This is a genomic window from Silvanigrella aquatica (assembly GCF_001907975.1).
GTDB classification, from domain to species: Bacteria; Bdellovibrionota_B; Oligoflexia; order Silvanigrellales; family Silvanigrellaceae; genus Silvanigrella; species Silvanigrella aquatica.
In genome coordinates, this window is record NZ_CP017834.1 from 1392549 (window position 1) to 1408878 (window position 16330).

Sequence of the window (16330 nt, forward strand, 5' to 3'; positions counted from 1 at the left end):
GCACCTGTGAACGGTTGGTTTCCAAGCCTAGCGGGATGATGTATAAACGTATTGTGGGCAAACATCAATAGGAGTAAACACTTGGCTCGCATCAAAAACTTTGTCGCACATGATGACAAGCGTGACAATTTAAAAAAAATTGAGAAAATAAAAAAAGAAAAAAGATCTGTTCGTGGCCGTGTGGTTGATGACTGGATAATTGATGCTCCCAATGCGCATCAATCGAAATCAGAAATACAAGCCACCATTGAAGATCTTTACACAAAAGGCATGCGTCGCGGTCGTGTGATTGAAGTGCAAAAAAGAAATGTTTTTATTGCTGAGGAAAATGAAAAAGGGATGCCGGAAACGGAAAATCTTTGGCTTTGTTCTGTTGCAAAAAGACATTTTCAAAGAGCTCACCGCGAGCGTAACTTTGTTGTTGTGGGTGATCGTGTTTTATTCGAGCCAAGTGCGGAATTGCAATTTGACGATGAGGGACAGCCGGTTGATACCGATTTACCTCGTGGAGTTGTGCAACACTCCTTTGCCAGAACAAGCAAAATTTCAAGAAAAGACCCCATGCGTCCTGACTGGGAGCATGTGATGTTAGCAAATATCGATCTTGTTGCAATTGTGGCGTCTGTTTTGCATCCTGAAGTGCGCTGGGGACTTATTGATCGTTTTTTAGTGCAAGCAGAAATGGAAAAAATTCCTGTTGTTATTATTTTAAATAAAGTCGATTTATTAAGTAACGAAAAACTAGCAAGTAAAGAATTTGTTGAAATTTATAAGCGCCGTGTAGAAATCTATCGTAATATTGGCTATGATGTTGTTGAATTATGTGCTTTAAAACCTAAGAAAAACCCTGAAAGTGTGAAGCATTTAAGAAAATTATTTAAAGGGAAATTAGTGGGTTTCGCCGGACATTCGGGCGTTGGTAAAAGCAGTATTTTAAATTTAATGAAACCTGAGTTTGAGCAAATAGTAGACGAAAATCCTGATATTTTTTACAAAGGCCGTCATACAACAACGTACAATAGTTTGTTGCAATTAGATATTGGTGCTTATGCTATTGATACCCCAGGTATTCGTTCTTTTCATATTAGTAATTACGATCCCATTTCATTAAGTTATTGTTTCCCCGAATTTCGTCCTTTTAAATGCAAATACCGTGAGTGTGCTCATGATCACGAACCTCAATGCGGAATTAAACAGGCCGTCTCTGAGGAAAAAATATCGCCAGAACGTTATCGCAGTTACCTTGGCATATTAAAAGGCTTAAGCTTTAGAGAAGGCGAAGGAGATTCCACCGATGCCACAATGATTGCCGATTTAAAAGCCCGCGAACAAAAGCGTGATGAAGAATTAGCAAAAGAAGAATCTCTTTTAAATCAAGATTTAAAGTCTTAAAAGGAATTCTAAATGGATATTTTAACAAATCCTGAATTTGTGATTGTTGGTGGTGGTATTTCTGGATTATTACTTGCTTTAAGGTTATCCCGTGATCCTAAGAAAAGGGAGCGGGGAATTCATTTAATTGAAAAGCAGCCGCAATTGGGAGGGCGCTTTTTTTTCTCTTCCACTTTTAAATTTACAGGTAAAAATTCTGAAGAAATTAGTCAGGAAATAAATGAAAATGCTTTTAAAAATCTTTATTTAAGTGGTCCAGGATTTGAATCTATGGAAGCAGGTACTTTGGAAGCACTTTATAGGCACGTTGAATCTCATTTAACTGAAGATGAAAAAAACCAAATTGAAGAGATTTTAATTCAAGACAATTCCCTTGATTTTAATAAAATAAACAAATGTTACATTGTAAAAAAAGAATTTGTCTCTGAAGTCGATTTATTTTCGGGGTCAAGCGAAATCTTTACCAAAAAAGATTCGGAATTATTTAAATCGTTAGTATTTGATTTTTACAATTCCAACCATTTAAATGAGGATAATAACTCACAAGCAAAAGATTTTACTATTTTTGAGAAATCTACTTTTTGGAATGAATGTGGCAAAGGCACTAAAGAAACTTTTGCTCCTATACTCACGTCCCTAGTGGGGCCTCAATGGGAAAAAGCAACATTTCAATATGTATGCAAAGCATTATATGATTTTTTTTCAAATCATAAAAATACAATTCCCCCTTCATTCTTTCGAAAAAAAGGGCTTGAATTTGCTATAGAAAAGATTTTAAGACATCGTGGCGTGATCATTCGCACTTTATGCGAGGTGGTACGTGTTCATTATAATAAAGTAACAAAATTTCAATTGCTTTTATCTGATGAAATTCAGCCTTTAAATAAAATATTAAAGTGTTCAAAATTAATTTTGGCAATACCCCTTGTAAAATGTTTAGGGTTGTTACCCAAAGAAAATTTTTCGCCCAGTCAATCACGATTTGTTTCCAAGGTTCGTCCTGTTTCTTTAGTGATATCTGAAATTTCAGATTTTTTATCGGTTAAATCGGAGCAATGGCCTGAACAAAGCGGGTCGGGTGACAGACTTGTGTTTCCTGTTGAAAGAGCACAGGGTTTTGTGACCCATGATGGCCGCATTTTATTTTCGACAAAATTAGAGTATGAGGAGTCTTTGCAGGCGCCTTCTGTCCGTGAAGCTATTTCCAGGTTACGGCGTGCAGCAGCACGTGTTTTAAAATCCGAGTTTGCCGAGGAATTTAAAAAGGGAGCTCGTATTCCGCAAAATAAATTATTAGAGCGCATTGTTTTACTTCCCGTTGCTTTTACAATTCCTTGTGACATGTCGCCACAAATTGAAGTTAAAGAAACAAAAATGGGTATTGAAGGTCTTTATTGTTGCGGAGATAGTTTTCCAGGTTTTGCATCAGAACCTTGGAAAATGGTGGTGAGTAGTGTTCATGATGTTGCTATGCAGCTCAATTCTTAATAGAATTTTTATTAAATTATTTAATAAAATATAAACTAGATAAGCAGTTTTTTAATAAAAAATTCATATAGCCTACCACAGATAACTTTGATACTATTCCTGTCAAGTGTTTCAAGTTATGATTAATTTGCGGGGGTAGTATGAATTATTATTCTAAAATCATTTCATTGGGTTTTGCTACAGTTTTAGCAACGCAATATTCACATGCGCTTCCTGCAAATGCGAAGCTTGCCAAAGTACAAATGTTAAATATTGGCATTGGAGAAGAGCCAAAATCCCTCGATCCACAAAAATGCAATGAGTCGACTTGTACGACCATAGTAAGACAAATTTTTGAAGGACTTATTCAAGCCAATCAAGAGGGAAAAATAGTTCCCGCCTCAGCAGAAAGTTGGAAAATTAGTGCCGATGGAAAAATATATACCTTTCAATTGAGAAAAAATTTAAAATGGTCTGACGGTTCTCCAATTACAGCAAATGATTTTGTTTATTCCCTGCGCCGTTTAGTTGATCCTAAAATAGCATCGGAGCAATCCTCTCTTCTTGAATTTGTTGTGAATGCAAAAGAAATTGTTGACGGAAAAAAAGTACCAAATACTCTTGGTGTGAAAGCTCTTAATAACCAAACACTCGAATTTGTTTTGACGCAACCGACAGCGTCATTTTTTGAAAATTTAACAGTAACAAATACCTTTCCTGTGCAAGAAAAAAATGTTGAAAAATTTCAGGATTCTTTTACGCAAGTTGGAAATTTAGTTTCTAATGGCGCATTTAAGTTAACGTATAGAAAAGTAGGCGATAAAGTTACTGTTGAACGCAATTCAAATTATTGGAATAATAAAGAAACATATCTTGAAAAAGCAAACTTTTATTCTGTTGTCGATCAGAATTCGGAATTTACCTTGTATGAAACAGGTCAATTAGATTTAACTTCGACAATTCCAGTAAATCAATATAAACAAATTAAACATAAATATGGTGCTGAACTTGTCAATCAACCTTATTTAGCTTGCTATAATTATGTTTTTAATAATGAAAAACCACCCTTTAATAATTCTAATTTACGTCAAGCATTAAGCATCGCAATTGATCGTGACGCTGTTGCGAATTCTGTATTGGGGATGGGGCAAAAACCTCTGTATGACCCAGTTCCTTATGGCTTAAAAAATTACACCCAAAGTAAGGTTTATTGGCATAATTGGCCCCGTGCAAAACAGTTAGAAGAAGCCAGAAAGTTATATCAAGAGGCAGGATATTCAGAGAGTAAGCCATTAACATTACATATTTTGTATAATACCAGCGAAGCACATCGCAAAATTGCCACAGCGGTAGCCTCAATGTGGAAAACAAATTTAGGAATTAATGTAATTACGGAAAATGAAGAGTGGAAAACCATGCTCGATAAACGCAGTAAAGGACAATTCGAAGTTTTGAGAATGGGCAATGTTGCTAATATTAACGATGCCAGTGACTTCCTAAACCCTTACCGTAGCAATGATCTCTCAAATGATGCTAAATATAGAAATCCAGAATATGATGCCATTGTGAATAAAGCATTGCAGGAAATGGATTTGGCAAAACGAAAATCTTTATTTGAAAAAGCATCGCAAATTATTTTAAAAGATGCCCCTGTGGCAACAATTTATAGCTATGTCTCTTCATATTTAATTAAACCATATGTGTTGGGACTAAAGAAAAATAATATGGATAAATTTGTTCTTGCAGGAGTTTATATTTCAGATAGAAAAGCTATTGATTGATAAAGAAACAAAAGAAAATTAAAAACCCGAAGATTTTCTCGGGTTTTTAATTAGGCAAAAAGTAGATTTAAAGGAGTCCTTTCTCCCATTTTTCGCGAACTTGCTTTGCTCTTTCTTGGCGTACTTTTAATGCTCTCATATTGTTTTCAAGCATGGTGTTTTTACGACGAGCCTCACGTTCATGAAATTTATCATAGCAATGAGGACAATGATGATCCGCTTTATACATGGGACTTTTTAAATCATCTTGTTTTAAAGGAGTCCAGCACGAGTAACAAATTTCATATTTTGATTCATTTAATTGTTTATCGACTGCAACACGATAATCAAAAACAAAACAGTCGCCGTCGTAATGATTGTCTTCATTTGGTGCTTCTTTAAGTGTTTCTTCAAAGTACTTTAAAATGCCACCTTGAATTTGGTACACTTCTTCAAAGCCTTCTTGGCGCATGAAAGCAGTGGCTTTTTCGCAGCGAATGCCTCCTGTGCAAAAAGTAACAACTTTCTTCGATTTATATTCTTTGAAATTGTCTCTTATCCATTCAGGAAAATCACGGAATTTTTTGAGTTTGGGATCGATGGCGTTACGAAATGTTCCCAATTCTACTTCGTAGTCATTGCGGGTATCAAGAATAACGAGTTCCTCGCCTTCATCCAGCCATTTTTTGAGTTCTAGGGCATCAACATATTTTCCTGTAAAATGAGCTGGTTTAATAGATTCCATGCCCATAGGAATGATTTCTTGTTTCACCTTGATAATCATGCGGCGAAATGGAATGTGATCGCTATAACTTTTTTTAAATTCTACATCGGAAAAATATTCGTGGTTGTGCATAAATTCAATATAGGAATCAATGCCTTCAGGTGAGCCCACAAGGCAAGAATTAATTCCTTCTTCAGCTAAAATAATAGTTCCTTTGATATTTAAACTATTGCATAAATTGAGGAGAACTTCGCGCAGCGCTTGAGGATCTATAATATTCACAAATTTGTAATAAGCAATATTGACAAAAGGAAGATCGGGAGAGGGTGTTTGTTGTTGCATAAATTTCACCTTGTAAAGTGTTGAAATTGTTTGGCTTATTTGTTTTTTAGTGTTTGGGTTTACAAAGAAATGTGTTTTAGGACATCATTTCTTTGTAAATTTTAGTAAGAAGTTCTGTATCTTTGCGTTCCCAGGAAAGAAAAACGCGACGCGCTTCTCTATTTTGTAGAGCAGTCGTGCGGAAAAATTGAACAAAAGTTTCTTCATTCTCTTGAGTGCGAAGGCTTTGTACGTTTTCGGCATTGATAAGAATTTGACTCGCTCCTCTCTTTAAAATCAGATTATTGCGGTTCCATTCAAGTGTAACAGCGGAAGATGTGAATACCATTGGTTTTTCTCCTAAAGAAGATCGAACAAGAAATCAAAAGTTCCTCATAACTCAAGGAACATTGAGACTCAAGTTATAAAATTGTTTTATAATAAAAAGAAGACTTCCTTGCTGCCTGCCCATTAAAAATAATTATTTTATTGGATTTTGGCAAAGGAAGTCCTAGGTATGAAATAACTAAAATTTAATTTAGTTATGGAGCTAGTGGTGTTTGAGCAAGTATTGTAAGATAAATGTAGCCTAAATATTCTTTATCGTCTTCTTTATTACCCCAGATAATTACTTGATTTCCAGCGTTATTGAAGGAGTTCCAGTTACCTTGATTTCCAGATAACATATTTGCTGGACAATCTGTACCTGTACTTGCGTTCATTAAGTTATTAACTGTATTGTAACTAAAATCAGGCACGCTGGCTGCTGGGAAAATTTGACACTTTTTGGCGCCTGATACCGTACCTAACAAGGAATAATCAGCTTTGCCATCATTTCTTTGGGTTTTTTCTAAATTAAAGGGAGTGGCGATAGGAGCTGCTGCACCAGGACCCGCTTGAATAACATTTGTTGGAATCATACTAGTATTACTATTAGCGAGAGCATTTGTAACAGAAGTAGGATCGGTGCCATAATTTAGAATTATGCCAAATGGTGTTGGAGAAGCTGCGGCAAAATACCATGGAGATGGATCAACACTGTTATCTGGAAGTGTTTTTATGTAAGAAATCGCTTCTGTTATAGGAGCCAAACCTGAAGCGTCAATATTAATGACCAATGGGGAACTTTTTACAGTATAAATAATTCCACTTGTATCTTTATAAGATTTTAAAGAAACATTACAAGCAAAGCCTGATACAATTTGAAAAGTAGAGCTGCTTGCATTTATGTTTACATCTTTTTCAGACCAATCATTCCCTCCAGGTAGCGCTTTAGGGCAAACTACATCAACAACGATGCTTGTAAAGTTAGCAGTTGCAGGTGAAGCCATTCTTTTCAACGTAACATTTATCTTTGCTGGTGTAGGTGTAATGTCTGTAGAATTTCCATTAACAGTATCCGAATTAAACTTTCTATTACAACCTGAAATTAAAATAACAGCAGAGGCTAATGCAATGATTTTTTTCATAGAATTCTCCAAAATTTACAAGTATTTTTAATTACTTGACAAAGGTTAGGTAACAAAAGGGTTCGCAGAACTTCTACTATAAAAAAAAAAAAAAAACAATCTTTTCCGTAAAATTTATTTCTCGGATGAAAAAGTAAAACCAATTCGAGTTGACTGAGTTTTTCCTAAAGGATCTTTATAAGAGACAAGAAGTTCTGCAGTATTATTGTTATAAATTATTTTAGGAGAGAATTTTAAAGTGACAGTGCATAAATCTGTGAATGATTTGCAGTTATCTAATTTATCTATAACCCAATCATTTGTAGGTTTGGAATACTCTACCATAGTAGCTGTAAGTGATTTAATAATATTACCTGACATAGGTTGAATTGAAATTGTAACAGTTTGAGTTTGATTTGCTTGAGCTTTAATTTTTCTTGAAGGATTCGCAGAGTAAATAATTCCAAATGTACTGAATATGGGATAAGGAGAATTTTCAATAACTGCTAGTTCATAATTTTCAGCATAGACATATAACGTTTCGGTAACAGGGCTAGCATCTGTTGAGATATAGTCTGCCTTAACACTACCTGCTTCTGCATCTCCAATTTCATTTATTTCAAGAATGGCGGGATTATTAACAGGCTTATATGCTATTGACTTTGCATTAACAAAGCTATTAATTGTAATATAACATTTTTTATTTTTAATAATACTTATACCAGATTTTGAGCCAACACCGAGAGTTAAATTTCTTTCAATCCATGGATTAGATCCAGGAAGTCCATTGGGGCAATTGACATCAACATTCATAGATATCTTTGCAGTTTCATTTGATGCACTAAAAGGATATGAATTATATTTTTTCGACTTAGGTTTCTTCTTAAGCGTCAACATTTCAAAATTATTTGTACCAATATTATCTTCATTTGTTACTTTTCCGCAGCTGCTTATAGATACCAATGCTATGAGTGCTATTGCCCATTTTTTCATAGAGTAGAATCCTTTTTTGAACATTTGAAAAATAATCCGGTTGGATAGTAACAGAAAGAAATCTGTGAAGGCAAATATTATAAGTAATTATTATTATTTAGTTTTATTCTTGAAAGATAAATTTTAATAATTGATTTTTAAACTTTTTGAAATAATTTAAATTAAATTTATTTTTTAAATTATTCATAATTTATAAATTTTACGAATTTACAATAGCACCATTTGATTCAAGGACTTTAGAAAGTTTATTTTCAATATCGGAACGAAAAGCTTTATGAGTAAAAGAAATTTTTTCAGATTTATGAATGCATTGAAAACCATTTTCAGTAGATTTTAAAGTAAAAATAACTTCACTTTTCCCTAATTTAGAAAAGCAAATAATCACATTTTCGCCAGATAAAGAAATACTCGCAATCTTTCCGAGTTCTCTCGTTGATAAGGAATCTGTTACTTTTTTTACAAAATCATTTGCAGATGATGCTGATACAGAAAACTCTTTAATCATGATTTAACTCCTTTTATTTATTATACGGCTTTGCTAATGCTTCAAGATCATTAATAGCAATTATATCAATATTGTCTAAATTCTTAAGTTGATTTATTTGCTCTGCGTTAGGATTTCCCATAATGACAAGGACGGGAACGATAGCTTGATCGGCTAGTTTTTTTAGTGTGTCGTTCACGTTTTTTAAATTTCTTTGCTTATCCAATTTTGCAAGATTAAATTCTATGGGATTGATGCTAGGCAGATTCCCACGATTTATTTGCATCATAATTTCATCAGATTTATTAAATACCGTGGATTCACTTGTTAGCATTCTATTGATTAGAGCTGTTCTTGTATTATCTAATTCTTCTTGCGTAATTCCATTTTTAAGAAAATCATCCCACGTTTTTGTTGCAAGTTGAATGGCTTCAGCGATACGTTCATTGGGGCTTTGGAATGAGAGATTAAATAAACCAATATCCGTATTTGGAAATAGAACCGTATCATTAAAGTAAGCGTGAGGAGAATAACTAATACCTGATTTTGCTCTTAAAGCTTTAGAAAAGCGATCGCCACCAACAACACCTCCATTAGAAGAAAAAATTTCTTCTAATATATCATATTGAGTTGTTTCAATAGAATTTAATTTACCTAATTTAGGAAAATAGTAACGTAACGAAATGTTACATTGACTCATGTCGGGTTTGGTAATGATTTCAGTTCTAATTTTATTCCCTTTATATGCTTCAATATCCCGAGAAGGTAACCAAGTCCGAACAGAAGGTTCTAAATAAGGAATTTTAGAAATTAAATTTTTAACAGAATCAAGATCTTTTTGAGTATATGAACCAGAAAGAAATACGTTTAATCCATTTTTACTAATTTCTTTTTTATAAAGCTCTTTCACTTTTTCGTCTGTTACTTTACTTATTACAGCGGGTGAAGCTCTTTCTATAATAGAAGTAAAATAATGATTTTCTCCAAATACAATGGAATAAGACTGTTGATCAATAAATCGGTATTGTTTTTCGATTGTATTAGCATCGAGTAAGTTTTTAAAAGCATCTGTAGATTGTTGCTTCCAAAGGGGAAGAGCTTTTTTATCAAAGCGCGGCTTTAAGATCATGTCTGTTAATAAATCTAATACTCTGCTAAAATCAGAGCTGAGCGCATCAGCTGAAATAATTAATTGCCCATTTGGCATTAATGATGCTTTTAAATTAATTCCATATTCTGTTGTATAATTTTGTAATTCATCAAAACTTAAATTCCCAATACCGCCCAAAATAAGCATGTCGATAAGTGCACCATAAGCGGGTCTGTCTTCTTTTGGTAGAGAATAAACTCCACCAGGAAAAGTAAAATTAATTTTAAATTTTAGAGCGGATTCGCTTGGCAGACTATAGATTGCAGCTCCTCCATCTACAGGAATTCGGGAGTAATTGATGCTTGGCCAATTAATGGAGCGCCAGTTGAGTTCTGTAGGTTTTGAAAATATGATGGGACGGCTGCTTTGTAATGAATCTTGTGCATAAGCGAGAGTGTTAAAAGAAGCGCTCATAAAACATAAATAAGATATATTTTTAAGTAGTTTAAATTTATTTAATTTATACATTTCATTTGTCCTTGTTACTTATTTTTTCATGTTTTTTTGAAAATCAGAATAGAGATCGGAACAGCTTGGAGCTTCACCTGGAGGAACTATTCCTGTAACATAAAATTTATTTCCGTTGAGACTTTCCTTGAGCCATTGTCTAAAATTTTCCGTTGTAACGCTTTTTACAATCTTTTCAGCTTGTCCAGAAGCATTAAAATCATTTAGAAAAAAAGTATTATCTAATATTGTATTCACTAAACCAGTCATTTTTTCGGCAGTTTCTGCATTTGAAACCGCTAATTGCTTCAGGATTTGTCTTCTTATTTTATCGGTAATAGGTTTTTTAAATACCTCTTCAACACCTTTTAGCCAAAATGCTTGAACAGTTTCAAATTTTTGACTTTTCGATAAAGAAAAATTAGCTACGATGGGATTGCTTTGATTTTGCCAATATATTTTATAAAAACTAAAATCGGTGGCTAAATTTTCTTTTACCAATCTTCTTTCAAATGTGCCATTTATATTGTCATCTAATAATGATTGAAATATAATAGAGTAAATAATTGTTTTCATATTTGAATTGTCAGAAGGATAAACTATTTTATATTTTTTAGTAAAAATAGGGGCACTACAAATAAAATTTTTACCTAAGTCTCTCGTAAAGTAATCAGAGGGTAATTTGGAATGCTGTATTTTAAGTTTACCTTCCCAACTTCCAAAATATTTTTGTACTAAATTAGCGACATTTTTAGGTTCAAAAGGCCCTCCAATAACCATTAAAGTATTATCAGGAGTGTAAAAGTTTTTATAAAATGTTTTAGCTGCTTCAACGCTCATATTTTCAACATCTTCTTTAGTACCAATAGGCAACCATTCCATCGTTGTGTCGCGTTCCGTTATGGCTTTTAAAATTTCACCGCTTCGTGATAAGGGGTCATTTTCAATCCGCAATTTTCTTTCAGAAATAACAGCGCCTTTTTCAATAGAATAATAGGGGTCAGTTATGTCTAAATGCTGAAAGCGAGCGGACTCTAATTTCAGCATAGATTCTAAGGCAGGACCAGGAAAAGTTGTATAAAAAGTTACAAAGGAATCATTTGTTCCTGCATTGCCACTGCCTCCAAAGGAGTTTAAAACGCGATCAAAGTTTCCTTCTGGCACACCTTCTGTTTTTCGAAACATCATATGTTCAAAAAAATGTGCAAGACCCGTTGTTCCTTTATATTCTCTGTTACTTCCTGCATCGAGAATAAAGTGAATAGTAGCGACAGGATTGCGTTTGTCAGGCACAATAATTAATTTCAATCCATTTGAAAATTGATATTTATGAGCATGAATGGTTGATCCTGGAATAATAGGAGCCGTTTGTACTAATTTAGGTTCGGTCTGAACAGCATAGGAAGAGCATGTCGCAATTGAAATAACTGAGGGCAATCCAAATTTAATAAAACAAGATGCCAAACGATGAGCTAATTTTAAACAATTTTGAGAGGGCATATACTTTATGAATCCTTTCTAATGTACTTTTGCGCGTAATTTCTAACTCCTGCTTCGGCAAGAATATGAAATGTACGTACGAGTCTAATGTCTTCTTGAGGAAATTCGTCTAATTTTGCGTAGATTATATTTTTTCTACTTTGTTTAAGAATTTTTGAAATATGTTGAGAAGGAGGATGATTTGAAATAAATAAAATACTTCTATGATTTGTAGATAATGCTCCTGCTAAAATTAAACATTCTGTTGCATTTTGTGCATAGTGAAGAATAAAGGGATTATTCCAAGGACTTTCTATAGAGCTTGGTAGCGGAATTACTGCAAATCCGCCAAATTCACTTTTTGCAATGCCAGGTCCAATTAAATTATCTTTAAAGGGTGTGGCATAAAACATTAAATTGCTATCGTCATGTTGTTCGGCAAGCCAATATGATTTCCATGAATAAAAGTCATCTTTTATTGGTTCTGCAAAACTAAATATAACGGCACCAATATCTGCTTTTCCTGTATTGAGTTTGTCTTTTATTATAATTTTTTCTTTATGCCAATTTCGTATTGTTTCACGAATATCGAGTCCATCACAAAAATCGGCTTGGAGTTCTTGATGAATAATTTCTTGTGAACGCACTTTATCTCGCATATTTTTTTTAATATTTAAAGCTAGACGTTCCATAAAAATATCTTCACTTGGAAAGGAGCACGAATAAGGATGATCTTCATGGATCCAACTGTTATCAGCGTATTTTTCTTCATCTACTGGCGGGGTTTTTGAGTGTTGCTTTATTTTATCAACCGACTTTATTTTTGATTTTGTAATTTTTTTAGAACTTTGAATGGTCTCAAATTTTTGTATACTTATTTTTGATGTCTTTTTGAAAAAACGTGATAATGGTAAATGAATTTGTTGAAGCGTGCTCGCAAATAAAGCATTTGTCGGTATGTTTTTGCACTCTTTTAATAATTCATAGGCAAAGTTAGAATCAATGACTGAAGTTGCTGCTAAAAGCATATCAAAAATATTTGGGAATAATAAATTTTTATCATAAGCAAGTCGGTATGAAAATCTAAAGTAATCTCTTTCTTGACTCGCACTTATTTTGAGTTTAGTCCAATTGTCGTATTTTTCTGAAGTTCTTAAAAATGCTTCAGCATAACTTTTTTTTGCAAAATTGATCCAATTTAATATTGTATTCTTTTCCTTTAACAGATCCTTTGCGAAAAATCCTGTTAAATTCATATATTCGCAACAAGAATCGATGGAAGGTTGGCATAAAATCAATTGCTTTGTATTGTGTTTTAATTTTGCATCATGGAAAGAAATAATTTTTTCTTCTAAGAAATCGTGTAATGTTCCTGTTTCTATTTTATTTGCGATTTGCATTTCAAATTGTTTTAATAATTCATATCCACAAATGATAAGAATTTTTTCACCAGCATGATTTTGAATAAATTGAATCATGTTTTTACATGAATTTGAAATATTATGAATTAAGTATTCATTTTTTAAGGTTGCGGGATGAATTGGACTGGAAAAGTTTTTTTGAAGCCATGTTGTTATTGCTCCTGGAAGAATCAATTCAGGAGGAACTATGGATTTTGAGGTTGCTTGTTCAAATAATTGCCATTGTAAACAATTTTCAAAACCTCCGACGCAGTGGATATTTAAACTTTTATTTTGAAGAACTTTTAAAAGATAGCGTTTGCTATCAAAAGGTTCCATAAAAGTAACAGGATTCATTTCCATTTGCGATAATAGATTTTCTTCATTTGAAATTAAACAATCTTCTGTTTCAATGACTTCTTTTGAATTTAGAGTGACGCAATGTGGAAAACTTTTTAAAATTTGCGGTAATAAATTATTAAATTCTTCAGGCCAATCAACAAGAATATGTGTTTTTTTTAAGTTAGAAAATTCATTTTCTAATAAATCAATATTTTTAATAATACAATTTTCTTGTAGACTTGTTTTTGTGATTGGGAAAAAAGAAACATCACAATTTGGAAAATATTCTTTTAATAATGGCATTCGAAGATTTCCAATGGAATATTCCCATCCAATAAAATCTTCTTTAAGATTTGAGTGTTCTAATAAATTGTGATCAAATTCAAAACAAAAATATTTTGAAATATTTATAATATTTTTTAATGGACTCATTTTGTTTTCACTCTGTATTGTTACTTACTTAAACGGGTCTTAAATTGGGTCTTGCTGAAGAGTGTTGTTCGTTTTGCAATTGCTCATCAGTTGGAAAATATTTCAGGGCATCCTCGCCTAGTATAGCAAAAACACTTGATTTTAACGCTCTTGGAAGAGTGAGATTGCTGTCCAAAGATCTTAATCTTTGCGCGTATTTTGCAATTTGAATGCCATCTCTTACAGAATAAGTTTCTTCATATTTATGTGATAATGATAAGAAATTCACAAGAATTAAAAGTAAATTATCTTCTATATAGGGCACAGTGTAGCGAATGATACGCGCCTCTGTTTCAACATCGGCAAAATCCAAAAATATTTGTGGATTTAATCTGCTTTGAATATATTCGGGGAGATCATAAACACTGGAGTCATCATTCATTGTTGTTACAAAACGAAATTCAGGATGGGCGTGAATGCGTACGCCTGCAATTACGGAGTCAACGTAACGGCGGTGATCGAGAAGCGAAGCCAAACTCGCCCAACTCTTTTCTGACATTCTGTTACCTTCGTCGAGAATACAAACTCCCCCTAAAAGCATTGCTGTAACGAGAGGGCTGGCCACATAGGAAATTTGTTTTCCTTCCGTGATGACGGGCGTGATGATAAGGTCGTCGGGGCGTGTATCACTTGTACCTTGCATTAAGTAAACAGGGTATTTTAATTCTTTGGCTACGGCTACGGCAAGTGTGGTTTTTCCCACTCCCGGTTTTCCCACCAATCTGGGATTCATGGGAAGATCTTCATCACTCATGCGAAGCCAAGCGGCTCTTAATTGATGTGATGCGAGATCATTTCCCATCCAATGTGCGGGAACTTCATATTCTTTAGCAAGCCGAACAGTAATATTCCCAATTTTTGCAAGATCTTTTTCTTTATCGACATGAATATTGGAACTCATTCTCTTCCCTTCTAAGTGGGCTCTCAAATTATTTTACTTGCTCGTAAGCCCCAGGGAACGCAAACGATTACCTGTGTTTAATCTGCCTCTAATCTGAGCAGCCTTATCAGCATAACCGGGTTTTCCCATGAGAGCAAACATGTTATTTTTGTAGTCCTCAACACCTGGTTGATCAAAAGGATTAATGCCGCGCGCATAACCGCCAATGCCACAAGCTAACATATTAACATACATCCAATAACCAAGCCACCACGCATTTAATTCGGGAACTTCCCAAATGAGAGTTGGTACTTTACCGTCTGAATGTGCTAAAAAAGTTCCTTGCTGTGCTTCATTTTGTACATAAGAAAGATCGTGTCCCGTTAAAAAATCAAATCCATCATTTAAAGTAGAATGTGGAATTTTGATTTTTCTTTTGAGAGAACCCTTGAGTAAGGAATATTCATCTATAATACGAATATGTGTTGCAAAAATATGGCGTTCCCCATCTTGAAAGTATTGTCCTAAAGAATGTAAATCGGTTGTGAAGTTAGCGCTGGTTGGAAATAATCCTGTGTTTTCTTTTCCATCGCTTTCGCCAAATAATTGTTTCCACCATTCGGCAATGCCGCGTGCTTTAGGAGTCCAAGTGCATAGGGATTCAATTTTAAATTTATTCGCATAAAGAATATTGCGAATTCCTGCGTAGCATAATGCTGGATTTGTTTCGAGAGAATGATTTTTATCTGAAGTGCAATCTTCAAAAGCTTGCTGAGCTCCTGTAACAAATTCAGTTACGTTAATTCCAGCAATAGCTAAAGGTAACAATCCAACGGGAGTAAAAATAGAGTAACGACCGCCTACATTTTTTGGAATGGGGAAATAAGGATAATTATTTTCTTTTGCAATTTTTAATAAGGTACCATCACTCGGATCTGTGATAGCAAAAATACGGTGAGCCGCTTCGTCGGCGCCAAAACGGTCATCAAGGTATTGTTTTAAAACGCGAAAGGCGAGGGCAGGTTCGGTCGTGCCTCCGGATTTAGAAACAACAATGAGGCTTGGTGTATAGCTGTCGAGGGCATCGAGAAGTTCTGCAAGCTCATCTAGGGCAATATGGTGACCCGCCCAAAATAACACGGGCCGGCGATGAAATGTCTCTTGATTTATCAAGGCATACGAATGTGTTAAGGCCTCATACACGGCTTTTGTTCCGAGAAGGCTTCCGCCTATGCCAACAACAACAACGGCATCGGAGTGGCTGCATATGGTTTCCACGGTTTGTTTAATCGCATTTAACTGGATAGGGCTTTCTTCTTTTACATAATCTACCCAGCCAGTGAATTCAGGGCTTTTTCCCTTTCCTGAAATTAAAGCTTTTTTAGCTGCTAAAAGATGATTTGTTTCTTGAGAAAGGTGTTTTTCAATAGGAAATACGTCATGAACTTTGGTCCAGTCTAATACGAGGCGTTTTTCTTGAGACATAAATGGAAACTCCCATAGAGCTTAAGTATCGAAAATTTCGTTCAAAACAAACAAATCTATAATTCACACAGGAAAACTCTATTTGCA

Annotated in this window: 13 protein-coding genes; 3 read left to right on the forward strand and 10 right to left on the reverse strand. The window is 34.2% G+C overall.

From position 1 onward, the window contains the following. Positions 1-81 precede the first annotated feature (81 nt). The 3 genes from rsgA (at position 82) to AXG55_RS05825 (ending at position 4640) form a co-directional block, all read left to right on the forward strand. On the forward strand, positions 82-1392 hold the full coding sequence (gene rsgA, locus AXG55_RS05815; protein WP_148697187.1) for a ribosome small subunit-dependent GTPase A: 1311 nt from the start codon (positions 82-84) through the stop codon (positions 1390-1392). Between the two features lie 12 nt (positions 1393-1404). Continuing rightward, positions 1405-2880 (forward strand): NAD(P)-binding protein, encoded by a 1476-nt coding sequence (locus AXG55_RS05820; RefSeq protein WP_148697188.1) that lies wholly within the window; start codon positions 1405-1407, stop codon positions 2878-2880. A gap of 140 nt (positions 2881-3020) precedes the next feature. After that, on the forward strand, positions 3021-4640 hold the full coding sequence (locus AXG55_RS05825; protein ID WP_148697189.1) for a peptide ABC transporter substrate-binding protein: 1620 nt from the start codon (positions 3021-3023) through the stop codon (positions 4638-4640). Positions 4641-4707: 67 nt separating this feature from the next. Here the strand turns inward: AXG55_RS05825 and trhO are convergent, their stop codons facing one another. The 10 genes from trhO to AXG55_RS05875 form a co-directional block, all read right to left on the reverse strand. Beyond that, entirely contained in the window at positions 4708-5685 is a 978-nt protein-coding gene (trhO, locus tag AXG55_RS05830; RefSeq protein ID WP_148697190.1) for an oxygen-dependent tRNA uridine(34) hydroxylase TrhO, read from the reverse strand. 76 nt (positions 5686-5761) lie between these two features. Then, a complete protein-coding gene (locus tag AXG55_RS05835) occupies positions 5762-6013 on the reverse strand; it encodes a hypothetical protein (protein WP_148697191.1) in 252 nt (83 codons plus the stop codon). A gap of 193 nt (positions 6014-6206) precedes the next feature. Beyond that, complete coding sequence (locus AXG55_RS05840) at positions 6207-7133, reverse strand: hypothetical protein (RefSeq protein WP_148697192.1); 927 nt, start codon at positions 7131-7133, stop codon at positions 6207-6209. A gap of 114 nt (positions 7134-7247) precedes the next feature. After that, complete coding sequence (locus AXG55_RS05845; protein ID WP_148697193.1) at positions 7248-8105, reverse strand: hypothetical protein; 858 nt, start codon at positions 8103-8105, stop codon at positions 7248-7250. A gap of 199 nt (positions 8106-8304) precedes the next feature. Beyond that, positions 8305-8610, reverse strand: coding sequence for a hypothetical protein (locus AXG55_RS05850; RefSeq protein ID WP_148697194.1), 306 nt, complete (start codon positions 8608-8610; stop codon positions 8305-8307). 13 nt (positions 8611-8623) lie between these two features. Then, complete coding sequence (locus AXG55_RS05855; RefSeq protein WP_148697195.1) at positions 8624-10207, reverse strand: M16 family metallopeptidase; 1584 nt, start codon at positions 10205-10207, stop codon at positions 8624-8626. A gap of 18 nt (positions 10208-10225) precedes the next feature. Beyond that, complete coding sequence (locus AXG55_RS05860) at positions 10226-11686, reverse strand: M16 family metallopeptidase (RefSeq protein ID WP_148697196.1); 1461 nt, start codon at positions 11684-11686, stop codon at positions 10226-10228. A 5-nt stretch (positions 11687-11691) separates the two neighbouring features. After that, entirely contained in the window at positions 11692-13839 is a 2148-nt protein-coding gene (locus AXG55_RS05865) for a hypothetical protein (protein WP_148697197.1), read from the reverse strand. 28 nt (positions 13840-13867) lie between these two features. Then, positions 13868-14779 carry an AAA family ATPase gene (locus tag AXG55_RS05870; protein ID WP_148697198.1) on the reverse strand — a complete coding sequence of 304 codons (912 nt, stop codon included), beginning with the start codon at positions 14777-14779 and terminating at the stop codon, positions 13868-13870. 33 nt (positions 14780-14812) lie between these two features. Further along, the gene (locus AXG55_RS05875; RefSeq protein ID WP_148697199.1) at positions 14813-16243 is read right to left on the reverse strand and encodes a glucose-6-phosphate isomerase; all 1431 of its coding nucleotides are present in this window, start codon (positions 16241-16243) and stop codon (positions 14813-14815) included. Between the last annotated feature and the right edge of the window lie 87 nt (positions 16244-16330).

Bases quoted from the DNA above. Each gene is read 5' to 3' on its own strand.
- AXG55_RS05820 (WP_148697188.1), top strand. From the start codon at position 1,405: ATGGATATTTTAACAAATCCTGAATTTGTGATTGTTGGTGGTGGTATT.
- AXG55_RS05825 (WP_148697189.1), top strand. From the start codon at position 3,021: ATGAATTATTATTCTAAAATCATTTCATTGGGTTTTGCTACAGTTTTA.
- trhO (WP_148697190.1), bottom strand. From the start codon at position 5,685: ATGCAACAACAAACACCCTCTCCCGATCTTCCTTTTGTCAATATTGCT.
- AXG55_RS05835 (WP_148697191.1), bottom strand. From the start codon at position 6,013: ATGGTATTCACATCTTCCGCTGTTACACTTGAATGGAACCGCAATAAT.
- AXG55_RS05840 (WP_148697192.1), bottom strand. From the start codon at position 7,133: ATGAAAAAAATCATTGCATTAGCCTCTGCTGTTATTTTAATTTCAGGT.
- AXG55_RS05845 (WP_148697193.1), bottom strand. From the start codon at position 8,105: ATGAAAAAATGGGCAATAGCACTCATAGCATTGGTATCTATAAGCAGC.
- AXG55_RS05850 (WP_148697194.1), bottom strand. From the start codon at position 8,610: ATGATTAAAGAGTTTTCTGTATCAGCATCATCTGCAAATGATTTTGTA.
- AXG55_RS05855 (WP_148697195.1), bottom strand. From the start codon at position 10,207: ATGTATAAATTAAATAAATTTAAACTACTTAAAAATATATCTTATTTA.
- AXG55_RS05860 (WP_148697196.1), bottom strand. From the start codon at position 11,686: ATGCCCTCTCAAAATTGTTTAAAATTAGCTCATCGTTTGGCATCTTGT.
- AXG55_RS05865 (WP_148697197.1), bottom strand. From the start codon at position 13,839: ATGAGTCCATTAAAAAATATTATAAATATTTCAAAATATTTTTGTTTT.
- AXG55_RS05870 (WP_148697198.1), bottom strand. From the start codon at position 14,779: ATGAGTTCCAATATTCATGTCGATAAAGAAAAAGATCTTGCAAAAATT.
- AXG55_RS05875 (WP_148697199.1), bottom strand. From the start codon at position 16,243: ATGTCTCAAGAAAAACGCCTCGTATTAGACTGGACCAAAGTTCATGAC.